35 protein-coding genes are annotated in these 17,058 nt (G+C 63.6%); 1 reads left to right on the top strand and 34 read right to left on the bottom strand.

The genetic code is table 11. The annotated features are described in order from the left end of the window. Window positions 1–168 precede the first annotated feature (168 nt). From BST28_RS18735 to BST28_RS18680, 13 genes are all read right to left on the bottom strand, one after another. Window positions 169–396 carry a hypothetical protein gene (locus BST28_RS18735; RefSeq protein ID WP_083082282.1) on the bottom strand — a complete coding sequence of 76 codons (228 nt, stop codon included), beginning with the start codon at window positions 394–396 and terminating at the stop codon, window positions 169–171. 9 nt (window positions 397–405) lie between these two features. Further along, complete coding sequence (locus BST28_RS24180; RefSeq protein WP_083082281.1) at window positions 406–627, bottom strand: MerR family transcriptional regulator; 222 nt, start codon at window positions 625–627, stop codon at window positions 406–408. A gap of 382 nt (window positions 628–1,009) precedes the next feature. Further along, entirely contained in the window at window positions 1,010–1,546 is a 537-nt protein-coding gene (locus tag BST28_RS18725) for a hypothetical protein (RefSeq protein ID WP_083082280.1), read from the bottom strand. Between the two features lie 780 nt (window positions 1,547–2,326). Next, window positions 2,327–2,539, bottom strand: coding sequence for a hypothetical protein (locus BST28_RS18720; protein ID WP_083082279.1), 213 nt, complete (start codon window positions 2,537–2,539; stop codon window positions 2,327–2,329). A gap of 139 nt (window positions 2,540–2,678) precedes the next feature. Further along, entirely contained in the window at window positions 2,679–3,206 is a 528-nt protein-coding gene (locus tag BST28_RS25285) for a WhiB family transcriptional regulator (protein ID WP_083082278.1), read from the bottom strand. Beyond that, complete coding sequence (locus tag BST28_RS24420) at window positions 3,199–3,957, bottom strand: hypothetical protein (protein WP_207570139.1); 759 nt, start codon at window positions 3,955–3,957, stop codon at window positions 3,199–3,201. Before BST28_RS24420 ends, BST28_RS25285 begins: the two co-directional genes overlap by 8 nt. Next, a complete protein-coding gene (locus BST28_RS18705; protein ID WP_083082277.1) occupies window positions 3,954–4,172 on the bottom strand; it encodes a hypothetical protein in 219 nt (72 codons plus the stop codon). The genes BST28_RS24420 and BST28_RS18705 overlap by 4 nt, the downstream gene beginning before the upstream one ends. 133 nt (window positions 4,173–4,305) lie before the next feature. Continuing rightward, entirely contained in the window at window positions 4,306–4,698 is a 393-nt protein-coding gene (locus BST28_RS18700; RefSeq protein WP_133054326.1) for a hypothetical protein, read from the bottom strand. After that, entirely contained in the window at window positions 4,695–4,829 is a 135-nt protein-coding gene (locus BST28_RS25155) for a hypothetical protein (protein WP_272937541.1), read from the bottom strand. Before BST28_RS25155 ends, BST28_RS18700 begins: the two co-directional genes overlap by 4 nt. Window positions 4,830–5,025: 196 nt before the next feature. Further along, a complete protein-coding gene (locus tag BST28_RS18695; protein ID WP_133054325.1) occupies window positions 5,026–5,223 on the bottom strand; it encodes a hypothetical protein in 198 nt (65 codons plus the stop codon). 81 nt (window positions 5,224–5,304) lie between these two features. Continuing rightward, window positions 5,305–5,598 (bottom strand): hypothetical protein, encoded by a 294-nt coding sequence (locus BST28_RS23770; RefSeq protein WP_133054324.1) that lies wholly within the window; start codon window positions 5,596–5,598, stop codon window positions 5,305–5,307. A 237-nt stretch (window positions 5,599–5,835) separates the two neighbouring features. Further along, complete coding sequence (locus BST28_RS18685) at window positions 5,836–6,195, bottom strand: hypothetical protein (protein WP_083082273.1); 360 nt, start codon at window positions 6,193–6,195, stop codon at window positions 5,836–5,838. Beyond that, on the bottom strand, window positions 6,192–6,413 hold the full coding sequence (locus tag BST28_RS18680) for a hypothetical protein (protein WP_083082272.1): 222 nt from the start codon (window positions 6,411–6,413) through the stop codon (window positions 6,192–6,194). Before BST28_RS18680 ends, BST28_RS18685 begins: the two co-directional genes overlap by 4 nt. 353 nt (window positions 6,414–6,766) lie before the next feature. Here BST28_RS18680 and BST28_RS23765 point away from each other — a divergent pair, with 353 nt between their 5' ends. Further along, entirely contained in the window at window positions 6,767–7,324 is a 558-nt protein-coding gene (locus tag BST28_RS23765) for a hypothetical protein (protein WP_133054323.1), read from the top strand. On the opposite strand, the gene BST28_RS18670 is transcribed toward BST28_RS23765, so the two are convergent. From BST28_RS18670 to BST28_RS18590, 21 genes are all read right to left on the bottom strand, one after another. Continuing rightward, window positions 7,266–8,210 (bottom strand): DNA-methyltransferase, encoded by a 945-nt coding sequence (locus tag BST28_RS18670; RefSeq protein ID WP_083082268.1) that lies wholly within the window; start codon window positions 8,208–8,210, stop codon window positions 7,266–7,268. The two genes, BST28_RS23765 and BST28_RS18670, sit on opposite strands and share 59 nt — an antisense overlap. Beyond that, entirely contained in the window at window positions 8,207–9,493 is a 1,287-nt protein-coding gene (locus BST28_RS18665; protein WP_083082266.1) for a helicase-related protein, read from the bottom strand. The genes BST28_RS18670 and BST28_RS18665 overlap by 4 nt, the downstream gene beginning before the upstream one ends. Continuing rightward, window positions 9,490–9,696, bottom strand: coding sequence for a hypothetical protein (locus tag BST28_RS18660; RefSeq protein ID WP_083082264.1), 207 nt, complete (start codon window positions 9,694–9,696; stop codon window positions 9,490–9,492). Before BST28_RS18660 ends, BST28_RS18665 begins: the two co-directional genes overlap by 4 nt. Continuing rightward, window positions 9,693–9,848: a zinc finger domain-containing protein gene (locus BST28_RS25280; protein ID WP_420093446.1), complete on the bottom strand. Its 156-nt coding sequence runs from the start codon at window positions 9,846–9,848 to the stop codon at window positions 9,693–9,695. The genes BST28_RS18660 and BST28_RS25280 overlap by 4 nt, the downstream gene beginning before the upstream one ends. Then, on the bottom strand, window positions 9,845–10,036 hold the full coding sequence (locus BST28_RS18655; protein WP_083082262.1) for a zinc finger domain-containing protein: 192 nt from the start codon (window positions 10,034–10,036) through the stop codon (window positions 9,845–9,847). The genes BST28_RS25280 and BST28_RS18655 overlap by 4 nt, the downstream gene beginning before the upstream one ends. A 142-nt stretch (window positions 10,037–10,178) precedes the next feature. Further along, window positions 10,179–10,466: a hypothetical protein gene (locus BST28_RS18650; RefSeq protein WP_133054322.1), complete on the bottom strand. Its 288-nt coding sequence runs from the start codon at window positions 10,464–10,466 to the stop codon at window positions 10,179–10,181. Then, entirely contained in the window at window positions 10,459–10,638 is a 180-nt protein-coding gene (locus BST28_RS18645; protein ID WP_083082259.1) for a DUF1508 domain-containing protein, read from the bottom strand. Before BST28_RS18645 ends, BST28_RS18650 begins: the two co-directional genes overlap by 8 nt. Further along, window positions 10,635–11,318, bottom strand: coding sequence for a hypothetical protein (locus tag BST28_RS18640; RefSeq protein WP_083082257.1), 684 nt, complete (start codon window positions 11,316–11,318; stop codon window positions 10,635–10,637). The genes BST28_RS18645 and BST28_RS18640 overlap by 4 nt, the downstream gene beginning before the upstream one ends. Continuing rightward, on the bottom strand, window positions 11,315–12,172 hold the full coding sequence (locus tag BST28_RS18635; protein WP_165758107.1) for a PD-(D/E)XK nuclease-like domain-containing protein: 858 nt from the start codon (window positions 12,170–12,172) through the stop codon (window positions 11,315–11,317). Before BST28_RS18635 ends, BST28_RS18640 begins: the two co-directional genes overlap by 4 nt. After that, window positions 12,169–12,519, bottom strand: a complete 351-nt coding sequence (locus tag BST28_RS23760; protein ID WP_133054321.1) for a hypothetical protein — start codon at window positions 12,517–12,519, stop codon at window positions 12,169–12,171. The genes BST28_RS18635 and BST28_RS23760 overlap by 4 nt, the downstream gene beginning before the upstream one ends. Window positions 12,520–12,671: 152 nt before the next feature. After that, complete coding sequence (locus tag BST28_RS24175) at window positions 12,672–12,845, bottom strand: hypothetical protein (protein ID WP_165758106.1); 174 nt, start codon at window positions 12,843–12,845, stop codon at window positions 12,672–12,674. Beyond that, complete coding sequence (locus BST28_RS18630) at window positions 12,842–13,081, bottom strand: hypothetical protein (RefSeq protein ID WP_083082253.1); 240 nt, start codon at window positions 13,079–13,081, stop codon at window positions 12,842–12,844. Before BST28_RS18630 ends, BST28_RS24175 begins: the two co-directional genes overlap by 4 nt. Beyond that, on the bottom strand, window positions 13,078–13,428 hold the full coding sequence (locus BST28_RS18625; protein ID WP_083082251.1) for a hypothetical protein: 351 nt from the start codon (window positions 13,426–13,428) through the stop codon (window positions 13,078–13,080). Before BST28_RS18625 ends, BST28_RS18630 begins: the two co-directional genes overlap by 4 nt. Further along, complete coding sequence (locus BST28_RS18620; RefSeq protein WP_083082250.1) at window positions 13,425–13,832, bottom strand: DUF732 domain-containing protein; 408 nt, start codon at window positions 13,830–13,832, stop codon at window positions 13,425–13,427. The genes BST28_RS18625 and BST28_RS18620 overlap by 4 nt, the downstream gene beginning before the upstream one ends. 91 nt (window positions 13,833–13,923) lie before the next feature. Then, a complete protein-coding gene (locus tag BST28_RS18615; RefSeq protein ID WP_083082248.1) occupies window positions 13,924–14,196 on the bottom strand; it encodes a hypothetical protein in 273 nt (90 codons plus the stop codon). A gap of 85 nt (window positions 14,197–14,281) precedes the next feature. Then, window positions 14,282–14,578, bottom strand: a complete 297-nt coding sequence (locus BST28_RS18610) for a hypothetical protein (RefSeq protein ID WP_083082246.1) — start codon at window positions 14,576–14,578, stop codon at window positions 14,282–14,284. Window positions 14,579–14,641: 63 nt separating this feature from the next. Further along, window positions 14,642–15,061, bottom strand: coding sequence for a hypothetical protein (locus BST28_RS18605; protein ID WP_083082244.1), 420 nt, complete (start codon window positions 15,059–15,061; stop codon window positions 14,642–14,644). After that, window positions 15,058–15,756, bottom strand: coding sequence for a hypothetical protein (locus BST28_RS24415; RefSeq protein ID WP_207570138.1), 699 nt, complete (start codon window positions 15,754–15,756; stop codon window positions 15,058–15,060). Before BST28_RS24415 ends, BST28_RS18605 begins: the two co-directional genes overlap by 4 nt. 98 nt (window positions 15,757–15,854) lie before the next feature. Next, the gene (locus BST28_RS18595; protein ID WP_083082243.1) at window positions 15,855–16,088 is read right to left on the bottom strand and encodes a hypothetical protein; all 234 of its coding nucleotides are present in this window, start codon (window positions 16,086–16,088) and stop codon (window positions 15,855–15,857) included. Beyond that, window positions 16,085–16,225 (bottom strand): hypothetical protein, encoded by a 141-nt coding sequence (locus BST28_RS24170; RefSeq protein WP_165758105.1) that lies wholly within the window; start codon window positions 16,223–16,225, stop codon window positions 16,085–16,087. Before BST28_RS24170 ends, BST28_RS18595 begins: the two co-directional genes overlap by 4 nt. Beyond that, window positions 16,222–17,025 (bottom strand): PE-PPE domain-containing protein, encoded by an 804-nt coding sequence (locus BST28_RS18590; RefSeq protein ID WP_165758104.1) that lies wholly within the window; start codon window positions 17,023–17,025, stop codon window positions 16,222–16,224. Before BST28_RS18590 ends, BST28_RS24170 begins: the two co-directional genes overlap by 4 nt. Window positions 17,026–17,058: the final 33 nt, after the last annotated feature.

Here is a 17,058-nt window from a genome sequence, read left to right as displayed (position 1 = left end):
CTACGCTGGGCAGCGGACCGGCCAACCCCTGGTCGAAATCCAATAGCCCGAGCCTCCATCAAACCCAGGGCGATTCAATGGCGTGGTTGGGGTCGACTGATGCTGCGCAGGTTTCGAGCGCGACTAAGGCCTGGGCGTTGCTGTAGGTCTTGATGCCATCGACGCTGATCACCAGCGGAACGGCTCGTACTTGGTCTTGGCGGGCTTGGTGGCCTTGTTGATGTTCCGCAGCGCGGTCTCGTAAGCGTCTTTTTGTATCTCCCCGACGCTACCGGGACTCTTGCCGCCGGCCCGATGAGTCGTAATGTGGTTGAGGTTGGCGTCCCATTCGCGGACCACGCCGTCGCCGTTGTCGGTAAACACGTGCGCGTCGTCCTGCTTGGCTTCGTCTGCCATGTCCGTCTCCTAGCGCGTCCGCTTGCGCATCCGCTGCATGGTCGCGTTGTTGACCTTCTCCAGGTCCAACTTGCGGTATGTCCTGCGCCCCTGTGCGTCAATGCCTGTGACCGCGAGATGTCCTCGTCGCACCCAATTACAGATGGCGGCGGTCGTGATGCCGAAGTGCTTGGCGGCCTCGCTTGCGGTGACCTGCTCGTGGATGTCGATGTCGTCGGTCAGTGCGAGCAAGGTGACCTCCTGAACGCAGAAAACCCGGACGCCTAAGCGGTCCGGGTTTTGACACAGGTGTGCTGCTGGCAACAGGTTAACACGTTTAGTCGACAACGCACGCCCACATGCCGTCACTCGGGCGCTAAGTGTTGCTCCCATCCCAGAATCACCACCGGCGGTGTTGGTAGATTCACACGAGGGTCACTAGGGGCCAGGTTGCCTACGTAGTCGTAGATGTTGGCCCCGTATCTTGCCGACATGACTGGATCGCGACTAAGTCTGCCCACAACCCGGACGTGCGTAATTTCCACATTGTCAGGGTAGTATTCGGAGTCATTTTCAATAATCACCGGCATGTCAGGGTCCAGGCGGGACAGGGCGGAAATTAGCTCACGGACGTTCATGCCTTCTTGGTCCCATCCATCGCCTGTGCCCACAACTCCCGCACGTCATTGAGCAGGTACTTCGGCTCGCCCTCGTTGTCATGCCCCGTCGGGTTGAGCCAGCCACGCGCCGCCCAGTGCTGCATGGTCCGCTTGGGAACGTACTCACGCAACGCCGGCAGAACCGTGCCTGACAGGTCGGTGATTGTGTAGCTGTACCCGCCCGCAAACTCAGCCTGCCGCTCAAACAGGCCTTCGACTTGCTGTGTCACCCCACACTCCTCGCACTTGACCTCCGTCGCCCGCTCATGCCCCCGCAACGTCGTGCCGCACTGATGCGGGTGCTTCGGCTCCTTGCAGCCCTCGTCGTGGCCCTCGTCGACCATCTCGGGGCACGGCCCGAACCTATGCGGCGGCCTGGGGGTGTCAATCACCCTCTCGATGTCCCGGCGAATCTCCGCGATCTCGCTGAAGCACACATCGAAGCCCTCATCAGCGGCGATGGCGGTGACGTTGCGGTGAAGCCAGCGGGCGAGGTCGGACATGGTGGTCATGAGCGCCCCCTCGGCGATACGCTCGCGAATCCGAATCCCTCGGGAGCGTCAAAGTGGTAGACAGTACCGTCGTCCCACACATTCAAGTGGCAACTACCTTCAGGAACGCCGCCCCCGATGTGACTCCCCGAGTGTCCGCGCGGCAACCGGCATCGAATGCGTCTCGGACCTGCCGATATTGACACCACCTGAACCTCATTGACGGTTAGGCCCCCATGTAGATCGAGTATGTTTTCGCACATCTCCATCACAAACACCCTCCTCGATGCCATGTCCAACATTCCCCGCACAACTCCCCCGGATTCCCCGCCGCCACATGCACCGTGCTCGCATCCACCCACGGCGCTTGACCGGCGTTCGGCCCCGCGTCCGTGTGTGGCTTGTCGAAGTTCGGCAGTGGCAGCCCGCGCGTCTCGCACAGGTCGCGCACCCACTCGGTCAGGCACGCCTGAACCCTCTCGGCAAGCTCTGATGCCCGTGCGTTGACCCGACCTCGCGCCAGGGCGTCCCGTAGCACCGCCTGCTCGCGATCATGACAGGCGTGTGCGGCGCTGGGGTACTCGTCGGCCGGGAAGGCGGATATCGGGTGTGCGTCGCCGTCTAGCGGCTTTCGATACCGGGGCGTTCGACGCACGGGCGCGGACGTCTTGCCCTGGCCCGTCGCGGTGACTTCCAGCTCGTCCAGCCACCAGGGCAGGTCGGCGAGGAGGTCACGGAGTTCGGAGACGCATCGTGAACATCCAAAGTTGTCGCTTGGGGCTTTGCAGCGGGTGCAGTCGGTCATCTCATCACCGCTAGTTCGTAGCCCTTGAACCACGCATCAGCCCACTTCGCCTTGCCGAACCCGACGCCGTATTCGGTCGCGCCCATGCCCGCCCGGTTGATTCCGACGACGGTTCCGGTCTTGCCGCGATACCAGGGCCATGTGCCGCGCGATGGGTGCTTGGTTTCGTCGCGTTCGATGCGGACTTTGGCGCCGAGGGTCAGTGCCATGGATGAGTCCTTTCGGTTTCGGTGGGGTCGGTGTTGGTCTCAGATGCCCGCCAGGCGCCCTGTGTGCCACGCTGAGCGACGAACGGCGCGCTCAGGTACCTCATTGACCCCCCGACGCTCCGACGCGTTACAGGCCCGCTCACAGCCCCGCCCTTCTCCGCCGCACCGCATCTCGCTGGTAGGCGTTGTCGCACGTCCTGCACCGCCTGGCCCCCGAGGTGCTGATGCGCGTGTTCTCCGGGGTGTATTCGTGCCCGTTCTTGCAGTGGGTCCGTTCACGCGCGGTGCCTCGACGGAACGCCGTGCGCTCGTGTGCCGTCAGCCCGCCCCAGATGCCGAACATCTCGTTGTTGGCCAGCGCCGTCTCCAGGCATTCGACCTGGACGGGGCACATGCGGCAGATGAGCTTGGCCGGCCGGGGTGATCCGCCCTTCTCGGGATGAAATATCTCCGGGTCGACCTGGGCGCACAGTGCTCGCTCGCGCCAGTCGCCGCCCGTGTCGGTGATCCGGTCAGCGAACCAGCGCTGGAGGGCGCGGTGCTGGGCGGTGAGGGGCACGGAGGGGGGTGAAACCGGGTCGGCTGGCGTGGTTGGTGCGGAGCGGTGGTTTTCGAACGGCACCACGAGGTCGTAGGTCGGTTCGTCTTGTGACTCGTTGTCAGGCATGGCGCTCCTCCGTGTGGGTGCAATCGGTCAGATCATCAAGGCGACCGAAGTCGTCGCAGTGGGGACAGTTGTCGATTTGCGCTCGACGCCGAAGGCGTTCGGCCTCGGCAGACTTCTCGGCCTCGATGCGGAGTCGGTCCCGCTCGTCCTTCCAGGCATCGCGCGCACGGCGCGCGTCTGCGCATCCTCCGCACGACGGCGGGTTTGGGTTATTGATGTGCCGCAGGCATTTTTCGGGGGGCGGAACGTCGTCGCCGCCCTGGCGACTTACCAGACTTCCGCTACCACTGATCTGTTCCCCTGTTCCCCTGTTCCCCTGTTCCCCTGTTCCGGGCAGGAGGGCTCGCGAAGGTTCGCGAAGGTTCGCGAGGGACTCACGAATGACCGAGTCGCGGTAGTTCATCGTGCCGTCTGGCCTGGGAAAACGTCCCGGCTGCGGTTTGTCGACGCGCTGGATCGAGTCCCAGAACGCTACGAACATCAAATCGGTGCCGTCGGCGTCGTAGAGCCACAACAAACCGGCCTGATTGAGCTCGGAAATCGCTTCGGACACCCTCGCGAGGGTTCGCGAAGGTTCGCGAACGAGGTCGCGAGAGAACAGATCACCGACAATCAGGGCCATCTCATACTTCCCCACGCCGTTGTCATCGACGTAGGATTCGAGGCCCTTGAGGACGAGCCGCGCGTCCCAGCTGACCGACGCGACGCGCCCAGATCGCCAGAACTCCGGTTTCGTTGAACGGATCCTCATAGGGCACCGTCGCCAGTCCGGGCCACAACTATGGCGGCCTGCTTCTTCGCCTGGGTGCATGTGCGCCAGTCGCCATGCCAGGTGCCGGCCTTCATGTCGTACAGCTCCCAGCGCCCGCTCGGCGAGTTCTCGGGGTGCCTAATGTGCCATCGGCCGTCGACCGATTTGCGGTCGCTGCCGAATGAAACCCAGACGATTCCACTGTCCATACTCACACCGCCCTCCCTTCATTCCTGTCCCGAATCAGCGCCTCGTGGCATGGTGTGCACCTCGGGCGCCCTGCCGATGGTTTTCCCCCGCAGTCGACGCACTGGCCGGCGCGGTAGCGGGCGTGGCGGTCGGGGGTGGTCAATCCGGCCACCGCCCCACGTAGACGTCATGCGGACCTCCACCGTCCGCGAAGTGCGCCGGAAACAGTTCCCAGGTCCAACTCTGGGTTTCGTCGGTGAAAATCCATCCGTTGTCGTCGTAGATGTTGTTACTCGAATAGACGGGGTAGGCGGTGCTCAGGAATAAACGTCCGTCTTGTTGCTTGGGTCCGCTGTAGTACTGCCAGCGTGTGCGTCCCTCATCGGTGCAATCCCTGGCGTAGTAGGCATCTCCACGTAATGAGGCGGTCGTGGCGAGGATGAGATGACCAACCTCGCCGCGATCGGGCCGCGGGTCTGGATATTCGATCACCCCCCACTGAGTGACAGCCTCGCCGCGCGCACCGACGGGCCAACGGATCTCGACACTCACGCTTCCCTCCAATTCCAAGCCGCCGCGTTCATCTGCCGCCGCTGCTCCCGTTGTGCTGCCGGTGATTCGCGTAACTGCCAGTCGACGAGTTCGGCCACGTCGTCGGGTGTCTCATCGGCGGGTTCGTTCACCACTTGCCACCCTTCGCGCTCGAATCACAGTCCTCACACCCGAACCCACGGCACCGGTCGCAATCCCCTGGCACGAACTCCGCGCACTCGCACTCCCAGCGCTCGGTTTTGCCGTTGATGAGCACGAGGCAGTTACCGTTGTGTCGGTGGAGGTTTTCGTGGTGACCGCAGTGGTCGCAGCGGTAGGCGTTGGCGGTCATGCGTGTTCCCGCAGGATGTTTCGGATAGCCTGTGCGACCTGTGGGGCGCGGTCGTAGAGGATTTCCGCATCACAGTCCTCCATCAGCCCGTCGAGCGCACCCCTCAACCGCTCGACCTCGGTGCGCGACTCGGCCAGCTCGTTCTGCGCGTGTCGAGCGTCGTCGGTCTCTGGCCGACTAGCGGGGTCAGTCATCGCCAGCTCCATTCGCCATCACGCTTAATCCGACAACGACCGCAGCTGACACCCAGATCGCTAAGGCGTAAACCACGGCATTCATTCGCCCGCTCCTGGTGACCACAGCACGCGAAACACCCCACGCGCTGCATGACGATAAACATGTTTATCAGGGCACTTTGACCAGTCTTTATATGGACGCATCTCATCCCAGATGGCCTGTGCCATGCGCTCGATAAGAGCAACGTCTAGCTGTGGCCGGTAGTGCTCCTTGGCGGCAGCGGAGATCAGGGTGGCAAGGTGCGGCAACATCGCGGGGTGAAACTCGTCCAGGTCGGTCTGGTGGATGTTGTCCCGCAGGATTTCGGTGATGCGGGCAGTGAAATCAGGCATTGGTTAGGGCCTTCCGCATCTCGCGCACCACGTACTCGCGGCGCTCACGGGTGGTCTCGCAGATCAGGTATCCGTAGGAATCAGCGATGGACGCTAGGATCAACAGATCCTCACGAGTGACAGTGTCGGGGGCGTAACGGCACTTCCATCCGATCCCGCTCCACTCATCCGACTCCATGGCTGGTCGCGGCCAAGACGATTCGTCAGGCAGGGTGACTCGAAGCGGCGGGCGCTCACTCATTCGGCACCCACTTCTCGTGCTGCCTCCGCTGCGTTCGCAGCAGCCAGGAGAGCAGCGGCAAAAACGCGGGCGCCCGTCGGGTCGAATGGTTCGTCAGGCTCCCCGTCGTAGCTGACCTGCACTTCATGCCGCAGCGTCCGAACGAAATACGGACCTGCCTCAACTTCCCAGCCCATCATGGGTTCTTCTGCCATATGGTCGTAGGTAGCGGTCGGCTTCGGCAGCTCCACCACGGCGAACCCGGCGGCCTTTAGCGCGGACAGGATGTCGACCGCGATCGTCCATGGCGCGTCACCGGGGTCGCATTCAGCCTTGAGCACCCGCCGGTGGATGACCTCTATCGCCTTGTCGCTCACCGTGCCTCCTCCTCCTTGTCCAACAGGTCCGCGTTCGCGGCCCGAAACTTGTCCCCATGCGCGGCGATCCACTCATCAGCCGCCCAACGTCGGTGCGTGATAGTCGAGTTGGTCCACCGATTCACAAACGTGCCATCCTTCAGCAGGTAGACGGACGTGCCGTCGTAGACACCGGGCAGTTCGATCGCGAGGGCGATGGTGTCGGTGGTGAAGGTCATGCCGTGACCTCCGGGTTGATACAAAGGGATTCCCGGCATGCCAGCTTCAGGAGGCCGGGTGGTTCGCCGCGCAGGGTGCGGTAGACAGCTACCCGCCCGGTCGTCTGCACACCCTCATGGGTTGCGCGTGGCCTGCCATCTGGGTAGGTGCCGCCGGTCCAGACCCAGCAGGCAGTGAGGGTTGGATGCTGTTGGAAGCGGATGGTGCGGGCTATTGATGACAGGTCCATCACAGTGCCGCCTCCAGGTCGAACAGGGACGGCAACTCCATCTCTGATTCCAGCTGCGTCAGGTTGTCCACCGCTGTGCGCCAATATGACGGCTTCAACGTGAATACGATGTACAATCGGAGCATGGAGCCAACCGAAGCCGCATACCTCGCCGGTCTACTCGACGGCGAAGGCACGTACATGATCACGAAGTACACGACCAGCCGGGGCACTACGTCGTGGTCTGCGACGATTTCCATGGCCAGCACAGACGAGGTGCTTGTACAGAAGTGCAAGAGCCTCGTCGGGGGGTCAATCACCGGCCCTGTGATCCCGAAGGCGCAGAATGCGCGACCCTCGTGGATCTGGGCATTGAAGGGTCGAGCAATCGGTCCGGTGATCGAAGAACTGTGGCCGTACATCGTGCTCAAGCAACGGCAGGCAGCACTGCTGTACATGCTCAGATCGAAGATTGAACCGGGGGCAAGGCCTGGACAGAAGGGGCGGCGGGCGCTTACTGAAAGCCAGATCCACGAACGTGAATCAATGAGGCTTGCATGCAAGGCGCTGAACAGGCGCGGCACGGACGGGATCACAGAAGCGGAGTTCATCGCGTACGAATCGGTGAAACTGATGGACCTACTCATGCCTGTGTCTCGTCAAATAGAGTTGGCACAGAAAGCTCTCGTTCCAGTTCCGTGAGGTTCGTAACGGCCGTTTCCCAGTAGCTCCTTTTCAACTCGATGCCGACTGCGCGGCGACCGCGCTTCAGCGACTGGTACAGCTCAGAGCCGATCCCGGCGAACGGCGTCAGAACTAGCTCGCCCGGGTTGGACCACAGGCGGATACAACGGTCGATGAACCCGAGCTGCAGTGGGCAGATGTGGCGCTCGTCGTCATTGTCGCGGGCCACCCGAACGTTGAGGGTGTCGGTTTCACGGATGCCGTACCAGACCGGGCAGATATTGCCGTCATCAGTGAGCCACCCGCCGTCGTGATGGTCGGTCCAGATCGGCGCTGCCCACTCGATCCACTCGTCGTTGGTGACGTCATTCTTGATCGGCACCTGGTTGTCGCCAGGCTTTCGAAACAGCAGCAGGTAGTCAGCCAGGGCGGGGCGCGTTCCGGCACTATCACGGTTCTTCGTGGCGAATGCCAGTGCATGTGAGCGGGTGCGGATTGATTGGGCCTGCGGGTCTTTCCATACGGTGACCTCTCCATTGAAGTGCCAGCCGTTATCCTGGAATGCTCGGATGACTTGACCGCGAAAATCGGTCATCCCCATGTATCCGTCGGTCGCCTTAGTGGTGGTCAACTGCTGGACATGGATACAGGCGAGTCGCCCCGGCTTGGTGACGCGCAACTGCTCGCGGATTATGAATCCATAGTGGTCCAGGAATTCGCCGCGGCTGGCACTATTGCCAAGGTCGCGCGGTGACGGGCTGTAGGTGAACAAGCTGGCGAACGGCGGTGAACAGATCGACAGGTCAACCGATTCGGCGTCGAGTTCGGCCAGGCGTTCGCACGAGTCGCCTAGTAGTAGTGCCCAGTTCTTTCCGTGGGCTTCGTCGGTGATGTAGTCGGTCATGCTGCGCTCCAATTCCGTCGCATCTCCGCGACTAGCTCGGTGGTGATCTGGTTGGCTTGGCGCTCTTTGCGGGCGACGTTCGCGGCGATCTGTGATTCGAGGTCGGACACGATGACGTGCGCCCGAACGACACGGGTCTGGCCGTAGCGGTAGCAGCGGCGAATCGCCTGGTAGTACTGCTCGTAACTGTCACCGAGGCCAACGAACGCCATGCGAGCGCAATGCTGGTAATTGAGGCCCTGGGATGCTATTGACGGCTTGGTGACCAGGACGTCGTATTTGCCGTCAGCGAAATCAAGCAGCAGTCGAGCCTTGTCGTCGGCGTCCAGTGACCCGTGAACATTGACGGCGCCGGGTATCGAGGCAGTGAGCGCGTCAGCCTCCGAGTTCAATCCGCACCACATGATCCACGGGCCCGGCTCATCGGCGGCCAGCTTCGCGGCCCGCTCAACACGCGCCCCTAGCGTCTGCTTGCGCAGTGCGGATCGGCCGGTCACGCCACCGATATCCGTCGCGAACAGTTGACCTTCGGCTTCGATCTCAGCGGCCACAATCTCGGGCACCACCTCCAGTCCAGGAAGGTCGTAGCCAGCATCGTCACCGCCGACGTCGGAAGGTTTGGTGAGCGCCACGGCCCATTGCGCCATCCACTGCATCATCGGCTGCCGCGCATGCCCTTTGAGTCGCCAGCCATCCTGGTCGTGGATGAAGTAGGCGGCGAGCATGTTCGTTCGCGACATGCGACCCAGCCATTCGGCCTGGTTGGTCAGTTCCTCCGGATCGTTTGGTGCCGGGGTTGCTGAGCAGGCGAGTCGGTGCGGGATGTTTCGGCACCAGTCAATGAGCATGGTTCGGGTCGCGCCGTCAGACTGCTTCAGGATGCTGGACTCATCAAGCACCACAGCGTCGTAATCGGTCGGCGAGAATTGGGGCAGGCGCTCGTAGTTGGTGACAGTCACCCCGTCTACCGGTTCTTCACCAGATCGGGCGTAGCTGGCGGGCAGACTGATTCGGCCGGCTTCGCGGACGGTTTGGTGGCAGACAGCGAGCGGTGCGATCACCAGTGGGCGCAGACCGGAGTGGCGTGCCCATTCCAGCTGCATCAGGGTTTTCCCGAGCCCGGTGTCGGCCCAGATCGCGGCTCGTGATGTGCGGACCGCCCAGCGCACGAGATCGTTCTGCCATGGGTGCAGTAGGGGGTGGATGTCGGTGGATGCGATTTCGCGGCCCGGCGTTTCGACGCGAGCGTGCTTTCGTGCCAGGAACGCCGTGTATGTCGTCACAGCGCCACCCGCTCAATGATCCGCATCGTCTCGCACGGCCAGGGCGCACTATCCTCGTTCCGATAATCAGGGCAGTGCGCGCAGTACGCCTCGCCATCGATCTCAAACCTTCGATGTAGCCGTCGAATCTCGTCCAGCTTCAACGCCATCCGCGCGATAGTGTCTTGGAGGTTCGCGTACACGTGGCTCACGCTGTCGGTCATTGAACCCTCCCCTCACGGAAGTGCCAGCCACCCAGCTCCAAGCGCGGAATATGCGTGTCGGTGAGCCGCCCCGTCTTGAGCGTGCGGCACTTCTCACCGACCGGCTGCTTACAGACCGGGCAGGCGACCCGCTCCCACGACCAGTAGCTCACTTCTTCACTCCCATCACGCGATCCGGGACACGAACCATATGAATCACGCCCGCCTTCAACGCCATCCGCGCATCCCCCACGCTCCGGCAGTCATCACCCGCCTTCGCCCCGCAGAGCTTGCACGCCACTTTCAGCGCCGCCTGGACCTTGGGGCTGTCGCGGCGGGTGGTCCAGAAATCGGTGCTCATGCGGACACCACCCGAGTGTGCGCGGTCCCGGACTCGATTGCGTCTTGGCGGTCTGTCCACGTCGGAGACTTCCAGCCGCACTGGCATTCGCACCACCATCCGCCCGCCAGGAACGACGAGCACAATTCGACGTCGTGCCCAGTCATGCGCCCGACCCTTTCGAGATGTTCAGCTTCATCTCTTTCGTTGCCGGGTTGGCGTCGATCATCCCCGTCAACCGTTCGAACACTTCGCGGCGAACGGTCTCCATCACTGCCGGATCGTTGGTGATCGAAAGAGCAACCATGTGGGCAAACTCGTCCGCTTGCTCGGCGCTGCACTCCGTAAAGTTCTTTGCTGCGGTCGAGAGCCCCGACACAAAGCCATCCAGCCAAACATCGAGAATGGAGCTGCGGTCGAACTCCTGGACTTTCATAAGTTGTTTAGGCATCGTTCGCCACCTCAATCCCCGCCGCAGCAACAGCCTTCGCCGCACGCACAGCCCGCCACCGCGCCGAGTACTTCTGCCCCGAGTCCGCGACGATGTAGCCGTTGCGTGCGACGAGACGCCAGCGCCAGCCGTCGGAGGCTTTGTAGACCTTGATGATGTTGGGGTAGCTCATGATTTGACTCCTTCCATGGGTAATTCCTGGTCACCTGGGGGATTTGGACGGTCAGCGCCCGACGACGACTCAGCGCCCTCCCCCAGGTCGTTACCGTCGCCACGACCAGGTTTGTCAACTTCCGCGCGCCGGGACTTCCACGCGTCCTGGAGTTGCTTGCGATGCTCGCCCAGATTCCAGGCTTTGAGGTCAGCGGCAATCGCGGTCAGTTCCTCGACGGTTTCGGCGCCGGCGATTCGCTGCTCGAACTCGGCGACAACTTCGGGCGTCACGGCGGGCGGACCATCGGGCAGTGGTTCGACTACGAACGGCGCACGCTTGCCGCGAGTCACGGTCAGGGCCAACGTGAGCCGACTGTCAATGTGGCTCATGGCCGAGATTCTGATGCCACCCACCTTGTCGCGTCCGAACGTGATCTCAGGGTCGCGGTAGAGCATCAGCCGGCGGCCCGTGTACGTCGAGGCGTCTTTGCCCCAGGCCGCAATCAACACGCGGATCATTGACTTTCCCGGTCGATAGGGCCTATCCGCACCGAACTCGTTCGTGACGATTTCGACAGGCTGCTCACTATTGCCGCGTCGAACCTCGGCAATAGTGACGAGTTGAGGGCCGCCGATCAAATCATCTGCGTTGAGCTGATCAGACTTCGGCGCGGCGGCTTGGCTGATGTCCATCGTCATATCTCAATCTCCTCGTCAACAGCCCACCCCGGCAGGCCGATGGTCACGGTTTCGTCGCTGTACGCGGGCCACTCGTTATTGGCTTTACACTTGGCGTACAACTGAATTGCCTCGCGGTTCATGAACTCGCCCTCGGCCAACGCCTCGTCGTCGTAGCGCACGACCGTGACGACATAGGGCGCCACCTTCTCGACGCAGACGAAGATGAATTCGGGCTTCTCGGTCGTCAGCCCGGACGTGACAGACAGATCCTGATACCAAGCCGCTTGCATCATGTAGCGGTACTTGAAGAACAGCCCCGCCAGCTCGTCAGGGTTCGCCGTGCGTGATGTCTTGAGGTCGACCAACTGGCCGGGGCGAACCCAATCGACGCGTCCACGCAGCCGCACGCCCGTTTCGTCGTCGGTCGCATAGAGACTGACCTCGGCATCACCGTCGGCGAACAGTGGCCCCGCGACCGGATGTGCCATCACCGCATCCCGCATCGCCTGAGCCGCCATGTAATCCTCCGACGACACGGGGAGCCGGCCCTTCTCGCGTGCCGCCGCAGCCGCCTTCTTCCACATGCCCGTCATGGACGGCACATCAGCCACAGTCCCGTCTTCCTTGAGTCCATGCACCTCGGGGTAGAGGATCTCGATCTCCGGCCCTTTGCCGAGGATGAGCGCGTGAGCCAGCGTGCCGAAGTCAAAGTGCGGCTTGGGTGGTGGCGGGTTGTCCATCGCCTCACGGAACTTGGCGGGACAGGACGGCGGGAGTAGGAGTTTCGCTCCGGAGACGCTGAGCGAGCCTCTGTCTCGGTGGTACTCGGCCTCGTCTACATCGGCGTAGTGGCCGTCCTCGGTCGGGATCACAGTTTCGCCGCCGCGATGATGTCCAGCGCTTCCTGGGGCCAGTACGTGCTCGCATTCCATCCCGGCGATTCATCCTCGTAGATCCAGCAGGCGGAAACCCACCCGTCGATGTCGAGTTCTGGTGTTGCCCAGCTACTTGCGAGATAGGTGTAGGTGTCATCCCTCGGCATTGGCTTGCCGTTATGCCAGATGCACCCGCCAGTGTTCTCCCAGTCCATGCCGAGTCCAGCCTCGGCTTCACAGTTGGGACGTTCGGCGATTAGCTCAGCAGCCTTACGCCAGTCGAACACCTTCATCCGATTGCCCTCGGATGCCACCGCTCGGGCAAATGCGCTTAACGTGTCCATTTACAGTTCTCCTCCGTTGACCGTTTCCCCGCACTGCACACAAACCCCGCCCCACCGCGTCCGCTGCCAGCGGTGCTGGTAGCACGACCCCCGCTCAGCTTCAGTTGCCGTGCGCCGCGCCCAATTCGCCTCGTCACGCTCCCAAAAGACGCTCACATTTCCTCCAATACTTTGGTCCGGTCGATCGCCCACGACAGGCAGGTGGCGAGCGTTTCTAGGCTGCGGCCCTCGGCGGTTCCGGGGTTGATCTCGTTGCGCAGTTCGGCCGCGATCTGGGCGGCTTCGCTTGTCAGGCTGCGGATCTGCCACAGGCGACTATCCTTCACGAGGCACACTGCTTCACGGTCAGCTCGACGCGCCGCCACAGCTCCGAGCAGGGCGTATCCGGGTCGAACCAGGCGACCAGGCACATAGTCAGTTGCGCGGCTCTGACGGGGTGCTTCGACCACAGGCCGACCAGCTCGGCGCGCAAACGCTCGGGGCTGTCCACCATCCGCTCATGCAGTCCCGCAGCGATTTCGGCGAGCTTGTCCATGTCGGTTTCGGGAGTCATGTCGATCATGCGCGTGCCTCCTGGTAATTCTTACGGGCGGCCGTCCTCAGCGCCTTGGGCGGCTTGCGGCCGGCTCGGTGGTAGGCGCGCATCGCGGCGGCGGGGTTCGTCCAGCCGGCATCGTCAAGGGATTGATGGATTGACAGCCCAGCGGCAAGCGCATCCTCAAGCAGGTCGAGCCGGTCGCCCATCGGGACTGTTAGTGGCCCGAGGTTGTGGCGCAGCCTGATCCGGCGGATGCCGCATTCGGTGTAGCCAGTGGCGGAGGCGACCTCGGCGGTAGAGTGTCCGTCGCGGAACATCGCCAGCACCTCTTGGTGGCGGGCGGCGGTTTCCTCCCGAGTGCCGCGCCTCACAGGATCGCCCCCACATTCCTTTGCCCCGGCCCGCCCTTGTGTGGCCTGAGCGCGTCTCCTTGCCAGCCGCAGAAGTTGGCAATGGAGATGGCGGCGAACACCATTGCCCCGCGCCGTCCGAGCTGCGTGGTCCGGTCGAGGGTGGACACGACCAGTTCAATGCCTGCGCCCGCGTCGAGCAGGTTGCAGACTTCATGGCCGGCGACGATGACCTGTGTGGCATCCCCGTAGCCGATTCCGTGCTCGCCGAGGCTGAACAGGAACCGCCCGTCTTGCTGCGGGGTTTCCGGTGCGGCGTGGGCGATTCCGAGGCATAGCAGGGAGAACGTGGCCAGGATGGAGATGGTCAGCCACAGGAGCGTGCAGTGCTCGCGGCGGCGGTTCCAGGGGTTGCGGGGGGTCATTTCGGGTCCGCCTTCGTCCAGCCGGCGTCGATGAGCTGACGGAATAGGATACGTCGCGAGGTTTCAAGGGTGGCGCCACCTCGGGGCTTGCTCACGCGCTCTCCCCTTCCAAATCCGCCACCGCACCCGAGCACTGGGCGTAGTAGTCCTGGTCTTGAATCAATGCCTCGGGTCCGCGCCGCAGCAGGTGGGCGAACTCGTCACGGTGCATCCGCAGGCGTCCGTGGGTGAATGCGACTTCCACCATGCGGTCGTCCCGGAAGTAGCTGTGTGCGCTGATGTGGTCCAGCTTGCCCAGGTCCAGGTTCAGCGATGCCGTTCCGCCGCCGACGATTCCGTGGCAGGCTTGCAGGTGGACGCTCATGCGATCAGCCCCGCAAGTGCCGCGCCGAGGATGACGATGACGGGTATGAGCCACAGCAGGGCGAGCCGGTCGCGGGCGTCGGGGGTCATGCCGGCACCCCCTGCACGTTCCACCCCGCCAGCAACCCCGCCGCCACATCCTCGGGCCAATCAGCCAGAACATGTAGCGCGTCAATCCCCTTGGCGCTCATCGCCGCTGCGTACAGGAACCACGGCGGGATGGATGCGAGCGGGCCACGACTACCCAGGACGGTCTCCATGAGGTCGGCCAGGTAGGCGAGGTCGCCGTCGTGCTCGGGGAGCTGTTGCGGCAGCGCGACCAGGGGAAGGCCAGACCATTTCCGGTCGTGGCGGGCTTGGGCGGTACTATCAGTAGTCGGCACTTCGTTGTCCTTTCGATCAGGTGCCCACGCCCCGCACGGCGCACACCGTGGCGGGGCACTTCTCTATCTGCGTGGTACGGCCTGCTGCTCGCGCTGCCGCGTGATGTCGGTGATCGCGCAGAGGTGGGAGTTGTGGACCGTGACCGAGCTGTGGACCGCGGTCGTCCGTGCGAGTCCTTTTGCTGTCTGGTCAATCTCGTCGATCCACTCCAGCGCCTCGGTCAGCACGGATCGCAGGTGCGCGAGGTCGCGGCGGATGTTGTCCCAATCGGTCGGCCACTGCGAGGGGTGGATACCGGCCGCGCCCGGGGAGGTGGGCGCGGCCGGCCCGTCCACGCCCGGCCTGCCCGACCGGGGGGACTGGTCCGCGGACGACCCTGCACAGGGGAAGAGCACAGGGGCGGCGGACGGCTCATGTGGTGTGTCGAGGTCAACCAGGGGCGCGCGGCGGAAGTTGCGCAGGGCTTCGGTGATGACGTTCATGCCGTCGCGCCGATCCGGCTGAAAGCGTCGTTGAGCGCGGCAGCTTCGATGTCCACCGGTTTCGCGTCGAGCCCCTGGAGTTCACGCCAGCGAGTGACGGCCCAATCTGCCAGGTCGACAACTGCGGCGTCGACAACTGCGGCGTTGGCGACGGCGGCGGCGTTGGCGGCGTAGGCGGCGTAGGCGGCGTTGGTGTTGGCGGCGGCGGCGTTGGCGGCGTAGGCGGCGGCGTTGGCGGCGTCGACGGCGGCGTAGGCGGCGTTGGTGTTGGCGGCGGCGGCGTAGGCGGCGTAGGCGGCGGCGTTGGCGGCGTCGACGGCGGCGTAGGCGGCGTAGGCGGCGGCGTTGGCGACGGTAAAGTCAACATCCTCGCCGTTGGCCTTGCGCGCCAGAAGCGCCGCAACCCGGCCGATCGCTTCCCGTCCCCGCTTGTCGGCATGCCGAATCACGCCATGACCAGGGTCCACCAGCAGGTCGTGCAACCAGCGCCACAACACCGAATCGTCAGCGCCAGCAGTGCCCACCGTTCGCCAACCCAAGTCGAGCACCCGCACCGAATCCTCCGGCGACAGAAAACCATCCGCACCCGCCAGTCGGTCATTGGCAATCTGCACCATGCGCGCCAACGGACGAGCCGAACACGCCGGAAAGTCAGTGATCTTGGTGTCACCGTTGACGTAGCTGATCACGTTCATCGCACAGCCTTTGCCGCTGCCGGGCTCATGCGAACCTGCGGCGAGACGCATAGGGTGGGGAAATTCGGTCATGGCAACTCCATTCGGCGGTTGGGGGTTCACGGTTCGTACCTCCGGTCTTCGCTGCGGCCGAGCTGGTCGCGCAGGTCGTCGTTTTCGCGGGCAAGCTCGCCGTTCTCCACGGCCAGCTCAAAGACGCGGTCGGCAGACTGGGCGGCCTTGGCGCTCAGGGCTAGGAAGTCAGCGCGCATGTCGGCGTAGTCGCTGTCGTTGAGTTCGGCTGCGCGGGTTAGGCGGTCGATTTCGCGGCAGGCGGTGACGATGGTGGTCATGCCGACACCTCCGATGCGCCTTCAACCGTCACGTGACGATCAACGGGCCTGGTGTAGCTCCAGCCGAGACGCACGCCCGATGCGATCTCGAACGGCAGACGGAGCAGATCGAACGGAAGGCGGAGCAGGGCGGTCATGACACCGCCACCAATGAGTCCCACAACACCGCGAGCGCGTCACCGACTTGCCCCGACTCCCAGAACGTCGTCATGTCCACGGTCGAATCCACATGGAAGTCACTGATGTCCAGGCCGGGGTAAAACAAGTGCTGCCAGAACAGGCCGCCGATGTTGGCGCCGTTGTCCCATTGCGCGTAGCCGTCGCCGTCCACGACGAAGTTGTCCACCGGATACAGGTCAGTCGGAGTCTCCAGCGGAACACCGTCATCGAGTCCTAGCCATTCCCCGAATCCGGTTGCCCGCACGATGTCATCGACGAACTCCCGCAACCACGTCGGAAGGATCGAATACAGCCACCCCAACAGCTCGGGGAACATGCCGCCGGGTGACGCCGGATTGCCGAACAGGACGAAATGCAGGGCGTCGGCGGGGATTCCCGCGGCGGCCAGCTCGGGCATGATCGCCGAAATGATCGAGGCGGACTGCGAGTAGCCGACCACCCACAGTGGATTGTCGTCGAGCTCGCCGGCCTGGAACTGGTTGATGATCTCGGTGGTGAGCAGTCCACGGCCGATGTCGATGGAGTCGGCCTGCCCGGTCTCGGGCGTCCAGAACGCGCTGTAGGGACCATCGAAGCCGAGCGGGTTGAGGTAGCCCTCGACGAACGCGTTCATCATGCCGTCGCTAGGCACGGGGTAGCCGGTGGGCCCGAGGATGAGCGCGTGGTCAGCCAGGCTGATCTCGTGGTGCTCGGTGGCCGGTGATACGGCCAGGGGAAGGGTGAGGGCGAGGGCGAGGGTCGCGCGGAGGACGGTCATCACATCCACCCGCTCACTAGCCAGGTCAGGGCA

It is taken from the genome of Mycolicibacter kumamotonensis, assembly GCF_002086285.1.
GTDB classification, from domain to species: Bacteria; Actinomycetota; Actinomycetes; order Mycobacteriales; family Mycobacteriaceae; genus Mycobacterium; species Mycobacterium kumamotonense.
This window is presented reverse-complemented; position numbering and strand designations above follow the sequence as displayed.